Here is a 22,315-nt window from a genome sequence, read left to right as displayed (position 1 = left end):
TGCCTCTATCGGGCCCGCACGTCTGTCACCACCACGGGCTCACGCCCGCATCACCGTGGCGATCGGAATCCGCGCCGCCCGGATCGCGGGGATCAGCCCGCCGAGCACACCCGCCACCAGCCCGGCGACCACGCCCGCGACGCCCGCCTCCCACGGGAACGCGACGTCCGCCAGCGACGGGAACCTCGAACCGAACAGCATCAGGCCCACCTGGAGGCCCGCCGCGCCGGTGCCGATGGCCAGTGCGGCGGTCAGCAGGCCGGTCAAGAGGGTCTCGGCGAGCACGATCCCGGCCAGCAGCATGCGGGACATGCCGACCGCGCGGCGCAGCGCGAACTCCTCGACGCGTTCACCGACGGTCGCAAGGCCGACGTTGAGGATGCCGGCGACGCCGATCAGCAGCACGAGGCCCGCCATGCCCAGGAAGATCAGGCGCATGATCAGCAGCTCCTTCTCCATGCGCTTCTTCGACTGGATCTCGTTGAAGCGGACGTCGTCGGAGCGCATGCCCGCGCCGACCAGGCGTGCGGTCAGCAGCTGCTGGAGGTCCTGGGTGCCCGGTGCGAGCATGACCTGCAGGCCGGGGCCGCCGCGGAAGCGGTCGACCTGGACGTTGTCCGACGAGGGCAGCCAGTTGCGCACCTCGTCGAGTCGCATGTAGACGGTGGGCTGGTACATGCCGTCGGACACCACGCCGATGATCTGCGGCGAGACGTGGTGCGTCGCGCCGGTCAGCATCATCTCGCCGGGGACCTTGTAGCGGTCGAAGCCCTTGGCGGCCTCCTCGTTCAGCACGATCTTCGGTGCCAGCGACGGGGCGGTGCCGAAGTCCAGCCAGGAGCCGGAGACCGGGCGGAACGGCCGGAACTGGCGGAGGTCACCGGTCAGCGCGCTCACCTGGACCTCGATGGCCTGGCCGTCGGGCTTCTTCTCCTGCTTCTTCTGCTCGGTGCAGATGCCGTTCTGGTCGCAGTACACCGACGGGCCGCCGTAGAAGTCGCCGCGGCCGACGTGCTCGAACGGTGTCGCGCCCTCGTTGATCGGGCGCACGCCAGGCTCGCCGATCACCGCGTTCATGCCGACGATGCCGACGGCCTGGGAGTTGCCCTTCAGCGTGGTCTCGACGACCGAGGTGGACTTGCCCTCGCCGGAGACGTAGAGCTGGAACGTGCCGTCCCTGCCCTGCTGCAGCTCCACGTCGGTGAGCATGGCGCGTTCGGCGAGCGCGGCGCCGGCCTGCACGGCCACGACCGCGAGGACGCCGAGGAACAGCGACACCATCGAGAGGAACGTGCGCAGTTTGCGGGCGCGGATGCCCTGTCCGCCGATGATCAGGGCGGACCGCAGCTTGCCGGAGAACATCAGTTGAACCGCCCGTCGCGCAGCTCCAGCACGCGGCCCATCTTGCGCGCGTGGTCGTGGTCGTGCGTGACCAGCACGAGGCCGCAGCCCTGCCTGGTCGTGTTGAGCAACACCTCGACCACCAGGTTGCCGGTCTCGGTGTCGAGCGCGCCGGTCGGCTCGTCGGCGAGGATCACCCGCGGCTTGCGGACCAGGGCCCGCGCGATCGCCACGCGCTGCTGCTCACCGCCGGAGAGCCGGGAGGGCTTGCTCTTGGCCAGGTGGGCGATGCCGACCTGCTCCAGCGCCTCCATCACCTGCTGCCTGCGCTTGCGGCGCGCGGCCCAGCCCTGGCCGTTCACCAGCGCCATGGCCACGTTCTGCGCCGCGGTGAGGTGCTTGAGCAGGAAGAAGCGCTGGAACACGAACCCGAACTCGGCGCTGCGCAACGCGGCCGCCCTGCGTTCGGGGAGCTTCGTGATGTCGTTGCCGTGCAGCAGGTACTGCCCCTCGTCGGCGCGGTCGAAGAGCCCGATCAGGCTCAGCAGCGTCGACTTGCCGGAACCGGACCGGCCCAGGATCGCCACGCTCTGCCCCGGGTGGACGGTGAGGTCCACACCGGACAGGATCGTCCGCGGTTCCTCCTGGCCCTTCAGGACTTTCGTGATGCCGTTCAGCTGGAGCAGCGGCGGTACGGCCGCCATCGTCGTGGTCGTCTCGGACTCGGTCATCACGGACCCGTCGGCTTGCTCTGGTCGCCGCCGCCCTGCTGCGGTTCCGGCAGGTTCGGGCCCGGCACCGCGAGCTCCTCCTCGCCGGTGAGACCGGACTTGACCTCGATCACCTTGCCGTCGGTGAGACCGAGCTCCACCTCGACGGTCTTGCGCGAGCCGTCCGGCTGGAGCACGTCGACCCTGCCCTTGCCCTGCTGGCCCGCGACTGCCTCGACCGGCACGACCAGTGCCTGCGCCGACTTGCCGGTGATGACCTCGATCGACGCGGCCGCGCCGTTGATCATCTTGGTGTCTGCGGGCGCGGTGCAGACGATCCGCAGGCCGGTGGACGCGCTCGGCTGCTGCTGTGGTTGTTGCTGCTGGTCGGGGTTCTTGGGGGCGTTCGCGTCGGGCGTCGACTTCGGGTCCGGCGTCTGCACCGGCTTCTCCGGGATGGTGCCCTGCGGCAGTGCGGCGATCGTGCCGAGCACCGCGCACGGGAACGGGCCCGGCCCGTTCTTGATCTGCGCCTTGACCTCGCCGAGCGCGCCGCTGACCTTGTACGCCTGCTGCCCGTCGATGTCACCGACCAGCGCGTACCCCACGTGCTTGGCCGAGGCGAGCGGCATGCCGGCGGTGACGGTCGACTTGTCGTCCACCAGGCGGCCGGCGAACACCGCTCCCGCCGGGATCTCGACGTAGTTGGGCGCGCCGTCCTTCCACACCGTCGCGACCCGCGTGGCCTTCGTCGGCGTGGCGCCCGACGGCTGCAGGTCGAAGAACCGCACCTGGCCCGCGACCGGCGCGACCAGCCCGAACGTCGGGTTCATCTCGACCTTGCCGGTGATGCTGATCGTGGTGGTCAGGTCCTGCTTGCCCGGCTTGACCTTGGTCATCGTCGTGCCGCGCGGCGCCAGCTCCGGATTGGCCTGTTCCGAACCTGACGGACTGCACGCCGCCACGGCAACCGTGACCAGCGCGCACAGCGGCGCGAGAAGAATGTTGCGCACGAATGTCCCCCATGTCGTTTCGACCAACCTACCGATAAGGACACCGCATCCCCGCCCGAGGTTGCATCGGACTTTCGGCCGATGCCGCATCGACCGCGCGGTCACGGGTACACGGGGTGTTGACGACGCATTTCAACGCGTTTCGACGACCTGGAGGAAACTGTGAATGCGCTTGCCGTGGTGACCGGTGCGTCGAGTGGAATAGGCTACGAGCTCGCGAAGGTGCTCGCGGACAACGGCTTCGACGTCGTGGTCGCCGCCGAGGACGAGCGGATCACCGACACGGCCGCACAGCTCGCCCTGCGCAGTGGCGGTGTGCACGTCGAACCGGTGCGGGCCGACCTCGCGACTTTCGAGGGCGTGGAGTCGCTCGTGTCGCGCGTGCGCGCACTGGGCCGGCCGGTCGAGGTGCTCGCCGTGAACGCCGGTGTGGGCGTCGGCGGCGACTTCGTGCGCGACACCTCCCTGGACGACAACCTGGAGGTCGTGGACCTCAACGTCCGCTCGGCCGTGCACCTCTCGCACCGGCTGGTCGGCGACATGGCCGCACGCGGGCAGGGCAAGGTCCTGTACACGTCCTCGATCGCGGCGACCGCCCCCGGCCCGTTCCACTCGGTCTACGCGGCGTCGAAGGCCTTCCTGGCCTCGTTCGCCCAGGGGCTGCGCGAGGAGCTGCGCGACACCGGCGTGACCGTCACGACGCTGATGCCGGGACCGACCGACACCGAGTTCTTCGACCGCGCCGGGATGCAGGACACGAAGGTCGCGACGGGGGACAAGGACGACCCGGCCGAGGTCGCCCAGCAGGGCTTCGACGCGCTCATGAAGGGCGACGACCACGTCGTGGCCGGGTCGGTGAGGAACAAGGTGCAGGCGGTCGCCGGACGCGTCGCGCCGGACCCGGTCAAGGCCAAGGTGATGCGGTCGATGACCGAACCCGGTTCAGCGGACTCCTGAGGGGTACACGCGCCTCATGAGTCGACCGGATCTGTCCGAACACCGCCGCAGCGGGAGCTCCGAGGACGTGGGTGGGATCAGGCAGCAGTACGGGGCGAGCCGGCCACTGCCCGGCTACCTCCTCGCCATGGGCACCTATGCCGCCGTCGTCGGTGCCGTCTCCGCCGCGGGACACCGCGCCGGGGTCCGCCTGCCGGAGCGGTTCTCCCTCGCGGACACGGCGCTGGTGTCCATCGCGACGCACAAGCTGAGCAGGCTGCTGACCAAGGAGGCCGTGACGAGCCCGCTGCGGGCGCCTTTCACGCGCTACGAGGAACCTGCTGGGCACGCGGAGCTCAAGGAGTCCGTGCGGGCGCACAACGCCGCGCAGCACGCGATCGGCGAGCTGCTCACGTGCCCGTTCTGCATCGGCGTCTGGGCGGCCAGCGGGCTGACCGCGGGCCTGGTCTTCGCACCGCGGCTCACCCGGCTGGTGTCGACCGCGCTCACCGCCGTGGCGGCGTCGGACGTGCTGAACGTGCTCTACGACAAGCTCAAGTCATGACACCCGGCGGCCGCGCCGGCTCCCCGCGTACGCCTGTTCGCGCAGCGCGGCGAGCCAGCGCGGCGCCAGCTCCAGCTCCCGCGGCCGGTTGAGCACCGGGTCGAACGGCACCGGCTCGTCGTGGCGCAGGTCGCGCAACCGCACCTCGCCCACCCGCCGCCAGTCCGCGGTCGTTCCGCTCGCGTGCAGGCTGAACCGCGTCGGCGGCCGTCCCGGTGCGCTCGCGGTGGGGTCGAGGGGAACGGCCATGAGCCACAGCAGCGCGCCCCGGTGGCGGTACGGCAGGATCGTACCGAGCCGGGCGCGCTGCCAGCCGGTCGCCGGCGTCGGCAGCAACCGGGAGAACCGGCCGGTGCCCGTGGTGGACAGCAGCAGGTCCCAGTCACCCGATCCGGTGGGAATCCGCAGCGCGAGGCCGAGCACGTCCGGCAGGCCGCGCCCGGTTCCGGCCCCCTTGGACAGCCGGGCGATCACGGTGGCGGAGGCCGGGAACGGCGCGGAACCGGTGAGCTCACCGGTCATCAGCACGCCGCGCGGGTGGACCGCACGAGCGCGCCGCGCACGGGCGAGCAGGCGGAATGCAGTCGTCAGCACACCCTGGTCTACCCGCGAAAACCGCGGGAAAACACGGTGTTTCAAGCTATTCCTCATGGCAACTCCACCCGCGTGAGGCTGCTCAGAGCACCGGGCGTGTACGCGCCGCAGGACGACACCGAGCTGTTGGTCGACGCGATGAACGCGGCGGCGATACCCACGGGCGCGCGCGTCCTGGACATCGGTACCGGCACGGGAGCGCTGGCACTGGCCGCTCTGCGCGCCGGTGCCGCCGAGGTGACCGGTGTGGACGTTTCCCGCCGTGCGGTGTGGACGGCACGGATGAACGCTGCCCTGCAACGGCTTCCGCTGCGGGTGCGGCTGGGCAACGCGCTGGAGGTCGTCGCCGGTGAGCGGTTCGACCTGGTGCTCGCCAACCCGCCGTACGTGCCGGCCGAGCGGGACGGCGCGGCCAGGGGCCCCGCACGGGCGTGGGACGCGGGCCTCGACGGGCGGCAGCTGCTGGACCCGTTGTGCGCGCGCATGTTCGACCTGCTCGTGCCCGGCGGCATGACGCTGATGGTCCACTCCGCGCTGTGCGGCGTGGAGACCACGTTGCAGCAGTTGCGCGACAACGGGTTGAAGGCGTCGGTCGTGCAGCGCCGCTGGGTGCCGTTCGGACCGGTGATGCGCGGGCGCGTCGGCTTCCTGGAAGAGCACGGCCTGATCGAACCCGGTCAGCAGGACGAGGAACTGGTGGTGATCCGAGGTGACCGACCCGAACGTGCGCAGGGTGACGGTGGTGCCGAACGGCCCGGTGCTCGTTGAGGGGCCGGTGAGCCTGGAGGTGGACGGGCAGACGCACACCAGCGACCGGTTCGTGGTCGCGGTGTGCGCCTGCCGGCGCAGCAAGCGCTACCCGTTCTGCGACACCAGCCACCGCAAGCGCGTGCGCAGCGACGACTCGCCCGCGCCCCAGGCCGACAGCAGGTGATCGGCCAGCCGGCCCTCCAGGAGCTCCGTGGCCTGGATGCCGAACGCGACGTCATCGGTCAGGCCGGGGTCCTGCTCCAGCAATGACCCGATGACGTCGCGGCGCATGATCTGCTCGTGCACGGCGTCGGCCTCGATGTGCTCGGTGAAGAACTCCACGCACCTCGGGTCGGCGCCGAGCCGCTGCAACGCCTGCGCCATGCGCTGGGCGCTCGGGGCCGTGGTGATCTCCGCGGCGGCGAAGTGGCCGACCAGCGCGCCGCGCAGCGACCGGTGCAGCCCGAACAGCGACATCATGTTGACGATCGCGATCGCCGGCGCGGGCACGTCGTCGAGGTAGTGCAGGTACTCCGCGGACATCCCGGCGCCTTCGAGCAGGTCCGCGTACAGCTGCGAGTGCATCCGGTCGGCCCGCCCGCCGCCGAACTCGTCGAACTCCACGGCCACCAGCGCCGCCTTCGCCCGCCCGCGCAGCCGCGGGATCACCCACGCGTGCGGGTCGGCCTCCTTGTGGTGGTACACCGAGCGGTGCGCGAAGTACTCGCACATCTGCTCCCAGGTCCCGTCGTCGCGCAGGAAGTGCGACACACCGCTGCCGGGGACCTGCTCGACCAGCAACGCGCCGAGCGCCGTGTCGAGGTCGGTCATGTCCACATCGGACCGCAACGCGTCCAGGAACACCCGTTCGACCTGCGCCCGCAGCCTCAGCAGCTCCGGGTCCCACTCCCAGGCGGGGTCCACGCCGTCGAAACCGCAGTAGTGCAGCTCGTACAACGTGTACAGCGCGATCGTGAGGTCCTCGCCGTACGGGTCGGCGTCGGTGAACGGGATCGGGCCGCCGCCCGGAGCACCGCGCAGCGCGGCGACGACGGTCTCGGACAGCGGTCCGCGGGCAGAGGGGAGCAGCATCACGTCTCATTCCGTCGAGCGATCAGGTCTTGCACGAGCGCGAACTCACCGCGCTCCTCCAACGCCGGCGCCACGTGCTTCACGAGGTCGTCCAGCACCGCCGTCGCGGGCACCCGGCAGGCCCGCCACGGGTCCACCGCGGGACCGTCCAGCCCGTACCGGGAGGCCGTCCACACCGCCGCGGCGCAGACGTCGTCGCGCACCGGCGGTGTCTCCACCACCGCGGCCGTCTGCACGAGCGCGCGGCAGAGCGCGGCCTGCAGCACCGCGTCGGGCACGGTCGCCGCCGCGTCGGCCGCGCGGAACTCGATGGTCGGCAGCTTCGGCGACAGCCGGGCCAGCCAGAACGTCTGGGCCGCGTCGACGAGCGTCCCGCAGGCGACCAGCCGGGCCACCTGCGCGTCGTAGTCGGCCGTACCGGTGAACACCGGCGGCACGCCGGAGCCGGGGAACCGCGACTGGAGCACCATCCGCCAGCTCGCGTAGCCGTGGTCCGCCGAGTTCGCCGCCAGCGCGAGCAGCGTCGGCAGCCAGGGCCGCACCCGGTTGAGGACCACGACCGCGGTCTCCCGGTCCGGCACGCCCACGTGCACGTGGCAGCCGGAGGCCTCGTACGTGTCCACGACCCCCGCGTACAGGTCGAGCACCTGCCGGAACCGCGGCCCGTCGGCCACGACCGGGTGAATCGACGCCTTGACCGGGGTGCCGCGCGACACCACGTCCACGCCCACCTCGCGCGCCGCGGCGGTGACGGCGTCACGGGCCTGCTGAAGCGCCGCACCGAGCGCGGTCATGTCCGTGCACGGCCCGGTCGCCGCCTCCACCTGCGTGCCGGCGAGCTCGGCGTGGAACTTCGTCAGCTCCGTGTCCCGCAGGCGCGCCAACACGGCGTCGGCACGCACCGAGGTGCGTCCGGACGCCGCGTCGACGAGCAGGAACTCTTCTTCTACGCCAACTGTGTCAGCGCACTGCGGCACGCCGGCCAAGCGCCACTCCCAGTCCGATCATGCCAACGCCGAGGACGAAGTGCAGCCAGTCGTCCGCGGTGTTCAGCGGGACGAAGTTCGCCTGGCTCGTCTTGTCGATGACGAGCCCGTACAGCCACAGCACCAGGTACACGGCACCGCCGCCGATGAGGTACGCCTTCGCGCCACTCGCCGTGCGCGCGGCCAGGAAGCCCGCCACGCCGAACAGCAGGTGGACGATGTTGTGCAGCACCGAGACGGCGAAGACGCCGAGCAGCATCGCCTCCGAGTGGTGCCCGGCGAACGTCATCGTGTCGTAGTTCGTGGTGATGCCGGGGATGAAGCCCAGCACACCGACCAGCGCGAACACCGCTGCGACCGCTAATGCGGCCTGCTGCACGGTCGTTCGTGTCCTTACGTCGACCATCGGGGTCACCTCGCTCTGTGTGGACACGGTCAGTGAGCGACTACCCGGCGAAGGTAGAGGCAAACGCGTGCGGGGTATCCGGTGCGGCATGGACGACCAGACGGTTGAGGCGCTCGGCAAGCTCAGCGCCGCGTTGGAGACCACCGAACGCGCCCGCGGCCACCTCTACTCCTTCCACCAGCTCACCGGCACCGCCGACTTCATGCTCGACGAGGCGATCGAGCTGCTGCGCAAGGCGGGCCACCACGAGCACGCCGACCGGGTGCAGCGCGAGCTCGTCGGGCGCAACGTCCTGCCGGGACGGTGGACGTTCCAGGTCGTCGAGGAGTACGACGACATGTACTACGACGTGTTCCGCGACGTCGAACGCGCCGCCCGCACCGACCTGGCCGGCGGCAAGCGGCACGAGCTGGAGGCCCGGCTCAAGCGCGACCGTCAGCGGTTCAGCGCCGCCGCGTACGCCGACAAGGACTCCCGGTCGGGCTGACCGGTCTTCGCGATCAGCGACGCCACGTGCTTCTCCACGGTGCGCGGTGAGATGTGCAGGCGCGTCGCGATGGCCTTGTTGCCCATCCGGTCGGCCAGCAGCACGAACACCTCGAACTCGCGCACCGTCACCCCGTACCCGCGCAGCTGTTTGGGCACCTGGTCGGTGCCGTTGCGGCGTTGCTGCACGGGCGCACCGGCCTGGCGCAGCAGCCCGCGGCACGCCGAGGCGACGGCGGTGTTGCCCGCCTGGTGGAAGTGCTCCTCCGCGGAGCGCAGCCACGTCACCGGGTCGCCCCACCGCCGCGCCTCGGCCGCGACCAGCCGCAACCCCAGGTGCCGCGCCATCGGGTACGGCGCGGCGGCGTCCTGGGCCTCGTCGAACGCCACGGCCGCGTCGGCGCACCTGCCGTCGCGGCCGAGCAGGACGGCGTGAGCGAGGTCGGCGAACTGCTTGTTCCACCGCATGCGCGCGGGGGAGGCGCCGGCCAGCGCGTGGTACTCCGGCCAGCCGAACCGGCCGTCGAGCACGCCCAGCAGCACGCGCATGCCGTGCGTGCCGGAGAGGTGGAACGTGGTGGGGTTCTGCGACTCCTGCGCGGCCGCCCGGTCGAGCTCCCGCACCGCCAGCGCGCGGTCCTCCTCCAGCAGCGCGCAGAACGCCTTGGCGAGCCCCGAGCACAGCGGCACCTCCTGGGCACCGCCCTTGGCGCTCTGCTCGAACGCCTGCACCGCGAGGTCGGTCGCCGGCCGGTTGCCCTGGTGCGCGTGCAGCGTCGCCCGCACCATGAGCAGGTAGCGGGTGAGGGCGCTGAGCTGCAACCGGGCCGTGGCCAGCAGGCAGCGGTCGACCTGCTCGCTCGCCTCGGTGTACCGGCCGGTCAGCACCGACTGCAGCGCCACGATGGCGTCGACGTTGTAGGCCACCGTGATCGCACCGGCCCGGCACGCCTCGTCGTGCGCGCTGTCGAGGGAGGCGGTGCTGCCGGTGGCGAGCCAGTCGTTGCCCGCCATGCGCACGAGCGCGTAGATGTGCTGGATCGGCAGCCGGTGGGCGTCCGCAAGCGCTCGCGCCTTGTCGAAGCACGCGTTGGCCTCGTCGAGGTCCTGCTCGCGCGCGATGATCCCGAGCAGCTGCCACGCCTCGCACCCGACCATCGGCAGCCGCGCCCGTGCCGCCGCGTCCGCCGCCCGGTGCGCGAGCCGGGCCGCGGAGGAGATCCGGTCGGGGCTCGGGATGTTCAGCGTGAGGAAGGCGGAGTTCACGTCCAGCGGCGCCGTCAGCTCGTCCGGTGCGCCCGGCCCCAGCAGCGTGCGCGCGGCCCGCACCTGCTCCGCGCCGTCGGTGAAGCGCCCCGCGAGGTAGGCGACGCGCGCGAGGCGGGTGTGCAGCTTGGCCCGCCGCGGCCCGTCCAGCCCGCGCAGCTCGCTGAGCGCACCGCCGAGCTGGAACGCCCTCTCGAACTCCCCGGCCTCGGCCAGCGCGGGCAGCAGCACGTCCAGCACGTCGGCCCGCGCGGCCGACTCGGTGAGCAGCCGGTGCGCCCGGTCGAGCAGCTTGACCGCGGAGCTCGTGGCGCCGTTGCCCAGCGCGCGCCGGCCGGCCTCGGCGAACAGCAGCCCCGCGTCCGCCGGTTCACCCGCGTCGAACCGCAGCTTGGCCACCAGCGGGCACCAGTCGCCGGGCAGCCCGGGGTGCAGCTCCTCGACCGCGTCCGCGGTCCGCTCCGACAACGTCCCGCGCTCCGCCGGCGTCAGCTGCGCCAGCAACGCGTCCGCCGTCAGCGGGTGCCGGAACGCGTACCAGTCCGGTGCCGGCTCGTCCGGCGTGACCAGCTGCGCCGCGACCCCCGCGTGCAGGTGGCTCAGCAGCGCCCGGTCGTCGTGCCCGGTCACCTTCTGCACCACTGACAGCGGGAACCGGTGCCCCAGCACCGCCGCCACCGACAGCACCTCGCGCCCCTGCGGCCCCAGCCGGTCCGTGCGGTGCGCGACGCTGCGCACGAACGCCGCCGGCACCGGCAGCTTCAGCTCCCCGAGCACCTGCCACCCGCGCGCGCCGGCCACGAGCAACCCGCCGCTCACCATGCCGTGCAACAGCTCCTCGACCACGAACGGGTTCCCGGCGCTGTCCGTCCACAGACGATCGCAGAGCTCGTCCGGTACCTGCTCGCTCTCCAGGCACGCCGCCGTCATCGCCCGCACCTGCCGCCGGTCGAGCCGCTTGAGCTCCAGCTGCGACCCGGCCCCGCGCTGCACGATCTGGTGCACGAGCTCCAGCGCGTTGCCGGGGTCGTTGCGGATGGTGGCGAGCAGCAGCACCGGCTGCTCCTCCAGGTTGTCCGCCAGGTACTCGACGACCGCCAGCGTCTCCGCGTCCGCGTCGTGCAGGTCCTCCAGCACCAGCAGGCAGGGCGTCTTGCGCGCCACCGACGTCAGCAGCCGCAGCACCGCCTCCGCCAGCACGACGACGGACTCCGTGGTCGACTGCCGGTCGTGCCACTCGGGGATCAGCGTCCCCAGCACCGGCTTGTAGGGGCCCAGCGCGCTGTCGTCGGGCGGCTCGTGCCGGAACAACCCCAGCAACGCCTCCGCGATGGGCCGGAACGGCACCATCGGCCCGATCGTCGTCCCCCGCCCCTTGAGCACCCGCATGCTCTCGTCGAACGCCTGCCCCGCGGCCAGCCGGGCGAGCCGCGACTTGCCGATCCCCGCCTCTCCGGTGAGGAACACAGCGCCACCCTGCCCGCGGCGGGTGCGTTCGAGTGCCGTGGAGACGGCCTCGACCTCCCGGTCGCGGCCGACCACCTGGGGCGCTCGGGTCTGCATGGCTGGACCCTAACGTCCGCGTGGTGTGGTCCGTAACGGCTGCTCAGGCGTATTCGGCCTGGGGGAGTGGAGCAATTCCCGGTGATCAGGAAAGGACCTTTCCGCGATCACTCGCGGCCAGGCGCGGCAGGCGTCGCGTGAGCGGGTGGGCGAGGGGGTGCGGCCCTCGGAAGTTCGGCCGGAACCGGCCGTGCCCGGCCCCGGGAACGGCGCGGGGGCCGGACCCCGGACAGGGCCCGGCCCCCGCGACCCCCGGCTCAGACCACGCTCACCGTCGTGTCCGACAGCGCCGGCGTGATCGCGGCGAACGCGCCCACCGCCAGCGTCACGCCGGCCAGCGCACGCGCTCGCGCACCCGCCCGCGACCGCGGCGAGAGCTCCATCTCCCCGATCACGTGCTCGACCGGCACGGGCTGGTCGGCCGGGCGGTGCAGGGACTCGTTCATCTGGTGGACTCCTCGTTGTCGGTCGATCCGGTGTGGTGATGCGGTTCGAGCAGCAGGACGGAGGGCACCGGGAAACCCTGCCGCAGCAGACCGTGGCCGATGCCGGCGAGACCGGTCAGCAGCCCCGGCGACGGGACGCCACCGGGGGTGGCGCACTGCGGGCCGTGTTCGTCGAGCCTGCCGAGCAGCAGCGCGGTGCGCCGGGTCGCGAGGTTCGGGTGGTGGGGCGTCAGCGCCTCGACCACGCCCAGCTCGCCGTGGCACAGGCTCATGTCCCGCAACGGTTCCCGCGTGGCCAGCGCACCGGCCACGCGTTCGTCGTGCCGTGCCAGCGCCACGCCGGCCACGCCCGAGCACCAGCCGGTGTCGGCCGGGTCGGTCGTGTCGCTCTCCAGGAAGGTCCGTCCTGCCACATCAGATAACTCGTCGCCCACCGCTGCCGCGTAACGCCGCAGAGCCCATCCGATTCCCGCATGGCCGCGGGCGAACCCATTGGCGGGGCAAATCGCGGCACGTAGGACGGTCGCGTAGTGATCGGCGAGCACGAGGGAGTCAGGCGTGCCGACCGCGAGCATCGCCGCGAGGGAGCCGGCAACGCCGTCGGCGACCGTGAACGACGTGTCGGTCAGCGGCATCAGCGACACGGCCAGGGAGAGCAGCGCCGGGTCGAGCCCGAGCAGCGGCACCAGCCGGGACAGGCCGTAGCAGACACCGCCCAGGCCGTGCAGCCCGCCGCCCGCCGCCAGCACCAGCTCCGGGGACGCGGCGAACGACTCCAGCAGCGCCGGCAACGGGCGCAGCGCGGCCGAGGCGAAGTCGACGTACCGCGCGGCACCGGTCAGCGCGCCCAGCTCCGCCAGGAACAGCGCCACCCCCGTGTAGCCGTTGGTCAGGCCCGCTCCCATCGGCAGCACGGTCCAGTGCCGGTCGTCAACCAGCTCCAGGCCCAGCCAGTTCACCCGGTCCGGCCCGGTCGCCGCCTGCGCCAGGATCTGGTCGGCGATGCCGCACGCCGCCACCAGCAGCCGCGCCGGGTCCGGGTCGACCGGTGCGACGTGGCCGGAGACGGTGGCGCCGCTGCGGTGCGACACCGGGCGCGGGCGTGAGGCCAGCGAGGCGGAGATGACCCACTGCTGGTCGTGCCGGTCGACCTCGCTGAGCCCGGCGATCTTGCGTTCCACGGCGTGCAGTCCGGGCTCCGGCAGCATCCCCGGCAGCCGGAGCCCGGACCCGGTCCACAGGTCCCGCGAACCCGGCCTGCAGACGAACAACGGCACGTCGCCGCGCCAGAGTTCCACGACCTCGTGCGGCACCAGCGCGTCCAGCAGCGGGTCGTCGACCACCAGCACGCCGAACGCCATGTCCCGGTCCAGCGCGTCGCGCAGCACCGCCGGGTGCGTGGACTCGTCCAGCAGCGTCCCGTACAGACGCGTCGGGCGGGCCACGAACCGCACCTCGTCCTCGGCGCACTCCCGCACCAGCCGCAGCAGCTCGTCGCGATGGGCGGCAATCGCGTCGTAGCCCGCGCGGAAGCCCGCCAGCAGCGAGTCCTGGTAGTCGGCGGGCTCGGCGGGCACATCACCCAGCACCGGCCGGTTCAACGCCCCCGTGGACGTGCTGGGGCGCCGCACGAGGCGCATCCGGTCCGTTCCGGCGTCGGCCCAGTCCACGACGTCCAGCGGTGAGGGCACGCCCCGGTCGCCGCCCACGCCGGAGACGTCGACGATGCCGTTGTCGCCCAGCAGCATGTGCGGCAGCAGCGCGGTGCGGTGCACCGAGCGCGCCATCGCGAGCGCGGCCGGGTCACTCGCGATGGTGAGCGTCGGGTGGAACAGCGTCTCCACGTCCACCAGCACCGGCTGGTCGCCGCACGCGATCAGGTTCTCGTAGTGCATGTCCGTGCCGTCGACGGCGTAGAGCAGCGCCAGCAGCGCCCCGAGCCGCCGGTAGAACTCCGCCACCCCGGCGACGTCCGCGCACGGCTGGTGCTCGACGTGCTCCAGCCACCCGTACCCGTCGCGCACCAGCAGCCGCGGCGAGCGGAACAGGATGCCGGTGCGCCGCGCGAACCACGCCACCTGCGCGGTGAAGTGCGCGTGCAGCTCGACCGGGCGCGGGCGGTACACCAGCCGCGCGCCCGAGGCGAACGTCAGCACCGCCACCGTCCTGCCCTGCTGGTGCGGGTCGCCCTGCCCGGTCTCGATCGTCGTCAGCGCACCGGGGTCGATCCCGCCGAACACCGTCCGCACCACGTCCGCGCGGTCGCGGGTGAACCGCGAAGACAGCTCGTGGTGTGCCGCGACCGCCTGCTCGCACGCCTGCGCGAGCATCCGCGCCAGCACCGGGTAGCGGCCGAACAACGCCGTGAGGTCCAGCGTGCGGGTGAAGGACAGGAACCGCTCCTGCGGTGTCTGACCTGCCAGCGTGCCGCGGGCCTGGTTCAGCTCCAGCACGAGCGTGCGGGCCGCGATCCGGACCAGCCGCTGGCCGAGCTGCTGCGCGAAAGCGGCGTCGAACGGCGGCGCCACCTCGGTGCGCGCGGCGTCGACCAGGGGCCGCAGCGCGTGCGCGAACGCGGCGGTCCAGCTGTCGTCGGAGGGGGCGCCGGGGCGGGACGCGGCCGTGGCGCGTTCCAGGAACTCCGCCGCTGCAGGGGTCACGAGGCCGAACCTCGCACGTGCGGGTGGAGAACACATGGGGGCCGAGTACCCAGATTCGCCCGCGACGGGAAAATGGGGGACCGGCACCCATGTTCCGAGGCGCGCGAGGTCTGAAACTCACTCGGGAGAGGGAGGAACGGACCATGAAGGAGTTCGGGGAACTACTGCGCACGCACCGCATCCACGCCGGCCTCACCCAGCAGCAGCTGGCTGACTTCGCGATGCTCAGCGTGCGGGCCATCCGGGATCTGGAATGCGGCCGCACCCGGTCGCCGCGCGCCGAGACGGTGCGCCTGCTCGCGGACGGCCTGCGGCTGGACGACACCAGCCGGGCAGATCTCCAGCAGGCGGGCGGACGGCCGGCCCGCAAGGTGTCGGTGGCGCCACCCGCGCCGTCGTCGGCGATCGTCGGCCGTGAGGCGGAGGCGGGCGCGCTGGCGGACCTGCTCGTCGGGGGCACCCGGCTGGTCACCGTCACCGGTGTCAGCGGGGTGGGCAAGACCCGGCTCGCCCTGGAGGTCGCGGGCGAGCTGCACTTCCGGCTCGGCTGGTCGGTGCTGTGGCTGCCGGCCGCGCGCATGCCGGCGATCGACGCGGGCACGGACACCCTGCTCGTCACCGACCACGTGCCCGACCCGCGGCTGCTGGAGCTGCACCCGCGGCTGCGGATCGTCGTCACCGCGCTCGCGCCCACCGGGCTGCCGGGCGAGCACGTGTTCCCGCTGGCACCGCTGGCCGACGACGCCGCGGTGCAGCTGCTCGTGACGCACGTGCGCCGGGTGCGGCCCGGGTTCCGGCCGGAGCCCGCGAACCACGCCGCGCTGATGGGGCTGGTGCACGAGCTGGACGGCCTGCCGTCGGCGCTGGAGTTCGCCGCCGGGTGGTTCATGGTGTACTCGCCGCAGCACCTGCTGGAGCGGCTGCGCACCAACCCGCTCGACCCCACCTCGGCGCACCTGCGCGACTCGCTGCGCCGCTCCTTGTCCACTTTGGACGCCGGTGAGCGCGAGGTGCTGGTGCGGATGGTCGACCGGATCGGCTGGGAGGACGAGGACGCCGTGCACGCGCTGAGCGTCCGCGGGCTGGTCCGCCGCACCGGGCCCCGGTACGAGGTGCTCAACCTCGTCCGCGCGGCGGTGCTGGAACCGGTGTCAGGACCTCAGCTGACCGGCGGCGTAACCCTGACCTGGCCCTGCTGAGCACGCGTCTGCAAGTACTGCCAACTGCGAGTTGGCAGTACTTGCAGACGCCGGATCAGGACGCTGCGGTCAGGGCGCCTGGGGTCAGGGCGCCGGGGTCAGAACGCCGCGGTCAGGCACGCGAGGCGGTCGCCGGCGGTGCCCGCCTTGCCGTGCTCGGTGCTGGTGTGCGCGGCGTGGATGACGATGGCGTTCGCCTCGCCCTTGCGGAACTCCCAGTCCACCGCCGAGCTGGCCGTGGCGGCACCCTGCGCGTCGGTCGTGAAGTCGAGCCAGATCTCGTTCTGCGCGTTGGCGTACTTCGGGTCCACGCTCGGCGTGACCGGGTCCTTCTCGTTCTGGTAGTGCGGCCCGGAGTCGGCCGGCTTGGCGCCGCACGGCTTGGTGTGCACGTGCGAGCCGTACTGGGTGTCCGGCAGCAGCCCGGACACCTTCAGCTCCACGGTCGTCCGTCCATTCGCGACGGACGACGAGGTGGAGAGCTTCGCGCCCAGCGGCACCCGTGCGACGGTGTAGGTGACGCCCTTCGGCTGGTCGCCGGACTCCGCCGGCGCGGCGAGAACGGCCTCGGCGACGGGCGTCGGTGCGGGGGACGTGGTGCCGGAAGCCCCTGTCGAGCTGGTCGAGCCGGTGTCGGTGCCGCCCGAGCAGGCCGCGAGTCCGCCGGTGAGCAGAGCGGCACCCACGAGGGCCGCCACAGTCGTGCGCATGTTTCTCCTCAGATCAGCTGCGGTCCAGGTTCCCACCTCCTACCTGACCACGATCGGGTGACCGGCGCACGTCGGCCGGGACGAGCCGCTCGAACGCCGACGCGTAGGCGGCACAACGGTGGTAGCCGGAGTGGGTTTCCACCTCGCCGGGACCGCCGCCGGTCTCGTCCGCCCACTGGTCGACCGACGTGCCGTCCGGCCGCCCGTACCCGATGACGGGAAACCCGAGGTGGTCGGTGCGCCGCCACAGGTTCACCCACCGGTCCGCCAGCAGCACCCGCAGCGTGTCGGCCTCGTCGACCACGGGTTCCGCCCGCGGCTCGTCGTCGTCCTGCCGGTGCCACGGGTTCAGCGCCCACAGCGCGCCCCTGCGGCTGCGCGCGGTGCCGAGCACACCGGGGCCCAGCAGTTCCGGGAAGATCCGCCCGAAGTACGGCCGCAGCTGCACGCCGTACGTGAGCAGCTTGACGCGGGCGAGGTGCTTCTCCGGAAGCTGGTAGACGGCGGCGACGGCGAGCACCGCGCCGAGGCTGTGCGCGGAGAGCACGGCGACCGAGCGCTCCTGCGGCGGCAGGTCCTCGTCGGGGTGCCGGTCCAGCCAGTCGCGCACGCGTTCGGCGATCTCCGGCACGGCCCGCTCGGCGTAGCAGGGCGGGGCGAACGGGTGGGCGGTGCGCGGCAGGAAGCACATCAGGTCCCACAGCAGCCCCAGCGGTCTGCGGTTGGCGAGCACCCCGGCGCCGACGAACGACCCGACCAGCGCCACCCCGGCGAGCCCGGTGTACGTGACGCCCTGCTCGAACACCCACGCCGGCACCTCCCAGTCCACCCAGGACGGTCGCGCGAACGCCACGTGCACCGCCAGCACGACCGCCGCGGTGCTCACCGCGGACAGCACGCCCACCACGACCTCGGCCCGGTGCGCGTTCGCGATCACGTGCCGCCACCGCATGACGAGCTCCTCCTGCCCGGCCGGGATCGCCGGGCTGGTGTCCCGCTCGAAGTCGGCGGGCCCGCGCACCCGCAGCCCGAGCAGCACCACCAGCACCACGACCAGGCCCGCCACCACCGCGAGCGCCGCCGTGAACGCACCGCTCGCCCACCAGGAGAACCAGGGCGCCTGCGGCACCTTCCGCAGCGGCTCCGAACCGGCCAGCCAGCCGCGCACCGTCAGCACCAGCACCGTCGCGAGCAGCAGCGACGTGGTGAGCGACAACCCCAGCAGCACACCGGGTCCGGTGCCGCCCCACGCCTCCCACTCCCGGTTGTCCCGCACCGCGTACCCGACCAGCAGCGCACCGGCCACGACGGCGACGAGTCCGAGCGGCTGCCACACCGCGGTGAGGACGAGTCCCGCGGCGAACGCCAGGCCCGCCAGCCACGGCACGCGCTTCTCCCGCTTGCGCCACGACCACCCCGACAGCGCGATGCCCAGCAGGCAGGCCGTCACCGCGGGTGGCCCCCACCGCGCCAGCCACAGCGACCGGCTGAAAGCGGGTTCGGCGTAGAGGATCGCGAACCCGTGCACCGCCAGCACCACCCCGGTGGCCACCAGGAGGGCCCACGACCACAGGCCGCCCTTCTCGGTCCTGGGCGCGTCCGGGCAGTCCGCCGCCGTGTGCACGACCCGGTACGCGACGAGCGCCAGCAACACCCCGGCGAGCACCGTCGTGACCAGGAAAACCGCGGCCTGGGGCCAGAGTTCCGCGCCGGTCAGCAACACCACCACGCAGAACCCGGCGGCCAGGTGCAGCCGGGTCAGCCTGCGCAGCCGCGGGCTGCCCCGCCACATCGACCTCCTGCTGAGCAGCACGCCGGCGCGGAACGGCTGCCGGTCACCGGTGGCCGTCGACTCGTACCTGCTGCGGGACAACGAGGTCAGCAGCAGCAACCCGAACAGCAGCGCCACCGGCACCGCGGAGGCGGCGAGCACCCGGACGTGCTGCGCGGGGTCGCCGAGCAGGTCGAGCCACTCCGGCAGCCGGCGGCAGGTCGTGTCGGCGAACGAGCACTGGACCGCGTACAGGTCGACGACCGCCACGCCCACCGACAGCACCAGCAGCACCGTCAGGCCGAGCCCGAACAGCCGGGTGCTGGCGGCGCCGCGGCCGGCGTTCCACCACGTGCCCTTCGCGGCTTCCGCCGCGGTGCCCCCGGCTGCCTTCTCGACGTCCGTCAGCTCGTCGTCCTCCGTCCACGTCCTGGGGATCTCCCGGCTCCAGTACGCGACGTTCGCGAGCCCGAACGGCAGCAGCAACGCCCACCCGACGCGCCCGGCCACGTTCGCCACCACCGACGCCACCCCGCTGCCCGGCGCACCCGGTGTGCTGCGCGCCATGCCGCCCCACGAGTAGGCCTCGCGCTCGACGTCGGCGCGGGGCCGTCCGGGGTCGTTCGCCGGCAGGTCGGCGAGCTTCGCGGGGACCGGGCGCCAGAAGCTGCCGAAGCGGTCGCCGCGGAACTGCTCGACGGCGTGCTCGGGCAGCGCCAGCACGGCGGCCGGGGGCGTGTTGTTGACCCCGTGGATGCGCAGTTCCAAGGCACGTGGACGCATGGCAGCCTCCCTCTACTCCAGTTGTCGTCCCTGAAGCTGCTCCGATTAGCGGCCATCCGGGTGAAAAAGGTGTATCCCGGCACCTCGGGAAGCCTCTACTTGGCAAGGAGGCCCCACCATGACCGCAACCGCTCACCCGAACGTCGCAAACTCGATCGGCCTGGCCGAGTTCCTCGCCACCGCGGGCACCCTCACGCTCGCCCAGCGCAAGCTCGTCGTGGACCAGGCGCTGATCCTGCTGGAGCAGAACTACGCGCACCTGCCGTTGAAGGTCGCCATGCACGCGGTGAACCCGGTGCAACGGCTCAGGGTGCTCAGAGCCAGACTCGAACGGCAGACCGACGCCACGGCCGAGCCCGAGTGGCAGTTCCACCGCGAGCTGTCGAGCACCTTCCACTCGGTGCGCGACCTGCACACCAACTACCTGCTGCCGGCCCCGTTCGCCGGCAAGATCGCGTTCTTGCCGTTCCAGCTGGAGCGCTGCTTCGACCCGGACGGCACCGAGCGGTACCTCGTGGCCCGCACGGTCGCCGGGTTCACCGGCCTGGCCGTCGGCGACGAGGTGACGCACTGGAACGGCACCGCGATCGCGCGCGCCGTCGCGGTGAACGGCGCGATCTTCGCGGGCAGCAACACCGCCGCGAACCTCGCCCGCGGCCTGGAGTCGCTCACGCTGCGCCCCCTGGTGATCCAGCTCCCGCCGGACGAGGACTGGGTCGTCGTGACCCACCGCACCGCCGGCGGCACGAGCGAGGACGTCCGGGTGGACTGGCAGGTGACCGACAACCTGCCGCCGATGACCGACGTCGACGCGCTCTCGCCGGCCGCCGCCGCGCAGGGCGTCGACCTCGACTCCGACGAGAAGGCGCGCGCCAAGAAGTTGTTGCACGCGCCCAAGGTCGTGGCCGCCGAGGCCGCGGGCGGTGCCGTCGCGATGAGCGAGCAGGACGTGCCGACGACCCTGCCCGGCGTGTTCCGCGCCCGCCCGGTCACCACGCCGTCCGGTACGTTCGGGCACCTGCGGATCTTCACGTTCAGCGTGGACGACCCGGAGGCGTTCCTGCGGGAGTTCGTGCGGCTCGCGGCCCTGCTGCCGCAGAACGGCCTGATCGTCGACGTGCGCGACAACGGCGGCGGCCACATCTTCGCCGCGGAGTTCCTGCTGCAGACGATGACCCCGCGCCGCGTCGAGCCCGAACCCGTGCAGTTCCTCAGCACGCCGCTGAACCTGCGCATCTGCCGCCGCCACGCGGAAGACCCGACCGGGCAGATCAACCTCGGCCCGTGGTTCCCCTCGCTCGACTCCTCGACCGAGACCGGTCAGGCGTTCTCCTGCGCCCACACGATCACACCGGTCGACGGCGCGAACTCCGTGGGCCAGACCTACCACGGCCCGGTCGTGCTGGTCACCGACGCCCGCTGCTACTCCGCGACCGACATCTTCGCCGCGGGCTGGGCCGACCACGCGCTGGGCCCGATCCTCGGCGTCGACGACAACACCGGCGCGGGCGGCGCGAACGTGTGGACGCACGGCCTGCTGTCCACCCTGCTGAGCATCCCGGCGCCCGGAGACCCGGACACGCCGTACAAGCCGTTGCCCGGCAAGGCGAACATGCGCGTCTCCATCCGCCGCACCCTGCGCGTCGGCAAGCTCGCCGGCACCCCGGTGGAGGACCTGGGCGTGCGCCCGACGCACCGGCACCAGCTCACGCGCGCGGACCTGTTGCAGGGCAACGTGGACCTGCTGAACCGCGCGGCCGAGCTGCTGGCCGAGCAGCCCGTGCGCCGGCTCGGGGTGGCGGTCGCGGGCACGACCGCCTCACTGGACACCGCGAACCTCGACCGGGTGGACGTCTACGTCGACGGCCGCCCCGCCACCTCGATCGACGTGACCGACGGCGCGCACACCGTGCCGCTCACCACGTCCGGCAGCGAGGTGCGCGTCGAGGGGTTCGCGGATGGACGGCTGGTGGCCGCGCGCAAGGTCGCCAGCTGATCGAACGGGCGCTTCCGGTGACGCCATGACCGGAAGCGCCCGTTTCGGCCGCGCGGTCACCGCACCGGGGCCGTGCTGTCGTCACAACCAGCCGCGCCGCATCGCCTGCACCCCCGCCTGGAACCGCGTCTGCGCCCCGCACCGGTCCATCAGCTGCCGCACCCGCCGCTGCACGGTCCGCGGCGCCAGCCCTAGCTGCCGCGCGATCGAGGAGTCGGTGAGCCCGGCGGCCAGCAGGCCCAGCAGGTTCGGGTCCACGTCGGCCGCCGCGGCGTAGATCCCGCCGGGGCTGAACGGGATGCCCTTGTCCCAGTAGAGCTCGAACGTCGAGCGCAGCACGTCCAGCAACGCCGACGGCCGGATCAGCAGCACCTCGTCGACCACGTCGCCGTTCACGACGGGCAGCACCGCCGCGTGCGTGTCGATCACCGCGAGCTTGAACGGCAGCGTCGGGGTGACGCGGGCGCGTTCGCCGGCCGCGACCAGGTCGATGATCTCCACGACGCGGCCGGGGATGTCGACGGCGGAGCGGTCGTAGACGACGCGCCACTGCACGTCGCGTTCGCGGGTCTCGTCCTCCAGCGCCACGTGCTGGCCCAGCGGCGTCACGTACGGCGGCTGGTCGAGCACGCACACCTCCTCGCGGGCGCCGCGCAGCAGGGCGTGCCACAGCTCGCGGACGGCGTCCACCCCGGACACCACCTCGACGAACGCGCTGTCGGCCTGCTCCTCGTCGCGGTTGCGCAGGTACAGCTCCATCAACGGGCCGACGTCGGCGCGCGCCCTGCGGTTGGCCTCCTCGCGCGCGGCGATCAGCGCCTCGACGGCGAGGTCGGGCGCGACGGCCTGCCACACGTCGCCGGGCAGGTGCCTGACCAGGCCGAGCTCGCGCATCCGCTCCAGCGCGGCGGGGGAGGCGCCGGTCTCCTCCGTGGTGCGGCTGCCACCCGTGACCAGCAGCTCGTAGACCGCGGAGAGCTCCGGTGCGACGCCCAAGTGTCCGAACACGGCCACATTGTGCGCCATTCGGGGTAGCGGCCCT

The 22,315-nt window shown here is 72.6% G+C and carries 20 protein-coding genes; 7 read left to right on the top strand and 13 right to left on the bottom strand.

Translation table 11 applies throughout. The features are described from left to right. Nucleotides 1–39: 39 nt before the first annotated feature. From ACZ7CF_RS02905 to ACZ7CF_RS02895, 3 genes are read right to left on the bottom strand one after another with little or no spacing between them, the layout of a single operon-like run. Nucleotides 40–1,362, bottom strand: coding sequence for an ABC transporter permease (locus ACZ7CF_RS02905; protein WP_360386739.1), 1,323 nt, complete (start codon nucleotides 1,360–1,362; stop codon nucleotides 40–42). Continuing rightward, nucleotides 1,362–2,072, bottom strand: a complete 711-nt coding sequence (locus ACZ7CF_RS02900) for an ABC transporter ATP-binding protein (protein WP_360386741.1) — start codon at nucleotides 2,070–2,072, stop codon at nucleotides 1,362–1,364. Before ACZ7CF_RS02900 ends, ACZ7CF_RS02905 begins: the two co-directional genes overlap by 1 nt. Then, a complete protein-coding gene (locus tag ACZ7CF_RS02895; protein ID WP_360386743.1) occupies nucleotides 2,072–3,064 on the bottom strand; it encodes an efflux RND transporter periplasmic adaptor subunit in 993 nt (330 codons plus the stop codon). The genes ACZ7CF_RS02900 and ACZ7CF_RS02895 overlap by 1 nt, the downstream gene beginning before the upstream one ends. Before the next feature lie 162 nt (nucleotides 3,065–3,226). On the opposite strand from ACZ7CF_RS02895, the gene ACZ7CF_RS02890 reads away from it, so the two are divergent. Both ACZ7CF_RS02890 and ACZ7CF_RS02885 read left to right on the top strand, forming a co-directional pair. Next, nucleotides 3,227–4,021 carry an SDR family NAD(P)-dependent oxidoreductase gene (locus ACZ7CF_RS02890; protein ID WP_470368647.1) on the top strand — a complete coding sequence of 265 codons (795 nt, stop codon included), beginning with the start codon at nucleotides 3,227–3,229 and terminating at the stop codon, nucleotides 4,019–4,021. Nucleotides 4,022–4,037: 16 nt separating this feature from the next. Beyond that, nucleotides 4,038–4,565, top strand: coding sequence for a DUF1360 domain-containing protein (locus ACZ7CF_RS02885; protein ID WP_360386749.1), 528 nt, complete (start codon nucleotides 4,038–4,040; stop codon nucleotides 4,563–4,565). On the opposite strand, the gene ACZ7CF_RS02880 is transcribed toward ACZ7CF_RS02885, so the two are convergent. Continuing rightward, nucleotides 4,560–5,159: a hypothetical protein gene (locus ACZ7CF_RS02880; RefSeq protein ID WP_458433405.1), complete on the bottom strand. Its 600-nt coding sequence runs from the start codon at nucleotides 5,157–5,159 to the stop codon at nucleotides 4,560–4,562. The genes ACZ7CF_RS02885 and ACZ7CF_RS02880 overlap by 6 nt on opposite strands. A gap of 72 nt (nucleotides 5,160–5,231) precedes the next feature. Here ACZ7CF_RS02880 and ACZ7CF_RS02875 point away from each other — a divergent pair, with 72 nt between their 5' ends. Together ACZ7CF_RS02875 and ACZ7CF_RS02870 are read left to right on the top strand one after the other, a co-directional pair. Continuing rightward, nucleotides 5,232–5,927, top strand: a complete 696-nt coding sequence (locus ACZ7CF_RS02875; RefSeq protein ID WP_458433404.1) for a HemK2/MTQ2 family protein methyltransferase — start codon at nucleotides 5,232–5,234, stop codon at nucleotides 5,925–5,927. After that, nucleotides 5,869–6,093 (top strand): CDGSH iron-sulfur domain-containing protein, encoded by a 225-nt coding sequence (locus tag ACZ7CF_RS02870; protein ID WP_458433403.1) that lies wholly within the window; start codon nucleotides 5,869–5,871, stop codon nucleotides 6,091–6,093. The genes ACZ7CF_RS02875 and ACZ7CF_RS02870 overlap by 59 nt, the downstream gene beginning before the upstream one ends. Here the strand turns inward: ACZ7CF_RS02870 and ACZ7CF_RS02865 are convergent. Genes ACZ7CF_RS02865 through ACZ7CF_RS02855 form a run of 3 tightly spaced genes read right to left on the bottom strand, consistent with a single transcriptional unit; the run spans nucleotide 6,015 to nucleotide 8,393 of the window. Then, complete coding sequence (locus tag ACZ7CF_RS02865) at nucleotides 6,015–7,001, bottom strand: iron-containing redox enzyme family protein (RefSeq protein ID WP_470368646.1); 987 nt, start codon at nucleotides 6,999–7,001, stop codon at nucleotides 6,015–6,017. The genes ACZ7CF_RS02870 and ACZ7CF_RS02865 overlap by 79 nt on opposite strands. Beyond that, nucleotides 7,001–7,978 carry a carboxylate-amine ligase gene (locus tag ACZ7CF_RS02860; RefSeq protein WP_470368889.1) on the bottom strand — a complete coding sequence of 326 codons (978 nt, stop codon included), beginning with the start codon at nucleotides 7,976–7,978 and terminating at the stop codon, nucleotides 7,001–7,003. Before ACZ7CF_RS02860 ends, ACZ7CF_RS02865 begins: the two co-directional genes overlap by 1 nt. Next, nucleotides 7,962–8,393: a DUF4383 domain-containing protein gene (locus ACZ7CF_RS02855; protein ID WP_360386763.1), complete on the bottom strand. Its 432-nt coding sequence runs from the start codon at nucleotides 8,391–8,393 to the stop codon at nucleotides 7,962–7,964. Before ACZ7CF_RS02855 ends, ACZ7CF_RS02860 begins: the two co-directional genes overlap by 17 nt. 88 nt (nucleotides 8,394–8,481) lie before the next feature. Here ACZ7CF_RS02855 and ACZ7CF_RS02850 point away from each other — a divergent pair, with 88 nt between their 5' ends. Further along, nucleotides 8,482–8,880, top strand: coding sequence for a hypothetical protein (locus tag ACZ7CF_RS02850; RefSeq protein WP_360386765.1), 399 nt, complete (start codon nucleotides 8,482–8,484; stop codon nucleotides 8,878–8,880). On the opposite strand, the gene ACZ7CF_RS02845 is transcribed toward ACZ7CF_RS02850, so the two are convergent. The 3 genes from ACZ7CF_RS02845 to ACZ7CF_RS02835 all read right to left on the bottom strand — a co-directional run bounded on the left by ACZ7CF_RS02845 (nucleotide 8,829) and on the right by ACZ7CF_RS02835 (nucleotide 14,814). Beyond that, nucleotides 8,829–11,708, bottom strand: coding sequence for a helix-turn-helix transcriptional regulator (locus ACZ7CF_RS02845; protein ID WP_470368645.1), 2,880 nt, complete (start codon nucleotides 11,706–11,708; stop codon nucleotides 8,829–8,831). The two genes, ACZ7CF_RS02850 and ACZ7CF_RS02845, sit on opposite strands and share 52 nt — an antisense overlap. A gap of 257 nt (nucleotides 11,709–11,965) precedes the next feature. After that, entirely contained in the window at nucleotides 11,966–12,154 is a 189-nt protein-coding gene (locus ACZ7CF_RS02840; protein WP_360386770.1) for a hypothetical protein, read from the bottom strand. After that, nucleotides 12,151–14,814, bottom strand: coding sequence for a type 2 lanthipeptide synthetase LanM family protein (locus ACZ7CF_RS02835; protein ID WP_360386772.1), 2,664 nt, complete (start codon nucleotides 14,812–14,814; stop codon nucleotides 12,151–12,153). Before ACZ7CF_RS02835 ends, ACZ7CF_RS02840 begins: the two co-directional genes overlap by 4 nt. A 143-nt stretch (nucleotides 14,815–14,957) precedes the next feature. Between ACZ7CF_RS02835 and ACZ7CF_RS02830 the strand changes: the two genes are divergently transcribed. Further along, nucleotides 14,958–16,013, top strand: a complete 1,056-nt coding sequence (locus tag ACZ7CF_RS02830) for a helix-turn-helix domain-containing protein (RefSeq protein WP_360386775.1) — start codon at nucleotides 14,958–14,960, stop codon at nucleotides 16,011–16,013. A 98-nt stretch (nucleotides 16,014–16,111) separates the two neighbouring features. Here ACZ7CF_RS02830 and ACZ7CF_RS02825 read toward each other — a convergent pair whose 3' ends face one another. Together ACZ7CF_RS02825 and ACZ7CF_RS02820 are read right to left on the bottom strand one after the other, a co-directional pair. Next, nucleotides 16,112–16,723 carry a superoxide dismutase family protein gene (locus tag ACZ7CF_RS02825; RefSeq protein ID WP_470368644.1) on the bottom strand — a complete coding sequence of 204 codons (612 nt, stop codon included), beginning with the start codon at nucleotides 16,721–16,723 and terminating at the stop codon, nucleotides 16,112–16,114. Nucleotides 16,724–16,736: 13 nt separating this feature from the next. Further along, the gene (locus ACZ7CF_RS02820) at nucleotides 16,737–19,277 is read right to left on the bottom strand and encodes a hypothetical protein (protein ID WP_470368643.1); all 2,541 of its coding nucleotides are present in this window, start codon (nucleotides 19,275–19,277) and stop codon (nucleotides 16,737–16,739) included. Nucleotides 19,278–19,395: 118 nt separating this feature from the next. On the opposite strand from ACZ7CF_RS02820, the gene ACZ7CF_RS02815 reads away from it, so the two are divergent. Then, nucleotides 19,396–21,273, top strand: a complete 1,878-nt coding sequence (locus ACZ7CF_RS02815) for a S41 family peptidase (protein ID WP_470368642.1) — start codon at nucleotides 19,396–19,398, stop codon at nucleotides 21,271–21,273. Nucleotides 21,274–21,354: 81 nt separating this feature from the next. Here ACZ7CF_RS02815 and ACZ7CF_RS02810 read toward each other — a convergent pair whose 3' ends face one another. Next, nucleotides 21,355–22,281, bottom strand: a complete 927-nt coding sequence (locus tag ACZ7CF_RS02810; RefSeq protein WP_470368641.1) for a TrmB family transcriptional regulator — start codon at nucleotides 22,279–22,281, stop codon at nucleotides 21,355–21,357. Nucleotides 22,282–22,315: the final 34 nt, after the last annotated feature.

It is taken from the genome of Lentzea sp. NPDC036955, from assembly GCF_055608005.1.
Note: the sequence above shows the minus strand (reverse complement) of the source record. Positions and strands in the feature narration are given on the sequence as shown.

Bases quoted from the DNA above. Each gene is read 5' to 3' on its own strand.
- ACZ7CF_RS02900 (WP_360386741.1), bottom strand. From the start codon at position 2,072: ATGACCGAGTCCGAGACGACCACGACGATGGCGGCCGTACCGCCGCTG.
- ACZ7CF_RS02830 (WP_360386775.1), top strand. From the start codon at position 14,958: ATGAAGGAGTTCGGGGAACTACTGCGCACGCACCGCATCCACGCCGGC.
- ACZ7CF_RS02815 (WP_470368642.1), top strand. From the start codon at position 19,396: ATGACCGCAACCGCTCACCCGAACGTCGCAAACTCGATCGGCCTGGCC.
- ACZ7CF_RS02885 (WP_360386749.1), top strand. From the start codon at position 4,038: ATGAGTCGACCGGATCTGTCCGAACACCGCCGCAGCGGGAGCTCCGAG.
- ACZ7CF_RS02825 (WP_470368644.1), bottom strand. From the start codon at position 16,723: ATGCGCACGACTGTGGCGGCCCTCGTGGGTGCCGCTCTGCTCACCGGC.
- ACZ7CF_RS02820 (WP_470368643.1), bottom strand. From the start codon at position 19,277: ATGCGTCCACGTGCCTTGGAACTGCGCATCCACGGGGTCAACAACACG.
- ACZ7CF_RS02840 (WP_360386770.1), bottom strand. From the start codon at position 12,154: ATGAACGAGTCCCTGCACCGCCCGGCCGACCAGCCCGTGCCGGTCGAG.
- ACZ7CF_RS02855 (WP_360386763.1), bottom strand. From the start codon at position 8,393: ATGGTCGACGTAAGGACACGAACGACCGTGCAGCAGGCCGCATTAGCG.
- ACZ7CF_RS02845 (WP_470368645.1), bottom strand. From the start codon at position 11,708: ATGCAGACCCGAGCGCCCCAGGTGGTCGGCCGCGACCGGGAGGTCGAG.
- ACZ7CF_RS02850 (WP_360386765.1), top strand. From the start codon at position 8,482: ATGGACGACCAGACGGTTGAGGCGCTCGGCAAGCTCAGCGCCGCGTTG.
- ACZ7CF_RS02865 (WP_470368646.1), bottom strand. From the start codon at position 7,001: ATGCTGCTCCCCTCTGCCCGCGGACCGCTGTCCGAGACCGTCGTCGCC.
- ACZ7CF_RS02905 (WP_360386739.1), bottom strand. From the start codon at position 1,362: ATGTTCTCCGGCAAGCTGCGGTCCGCCCTGATCATCGGCGGACAGGGC.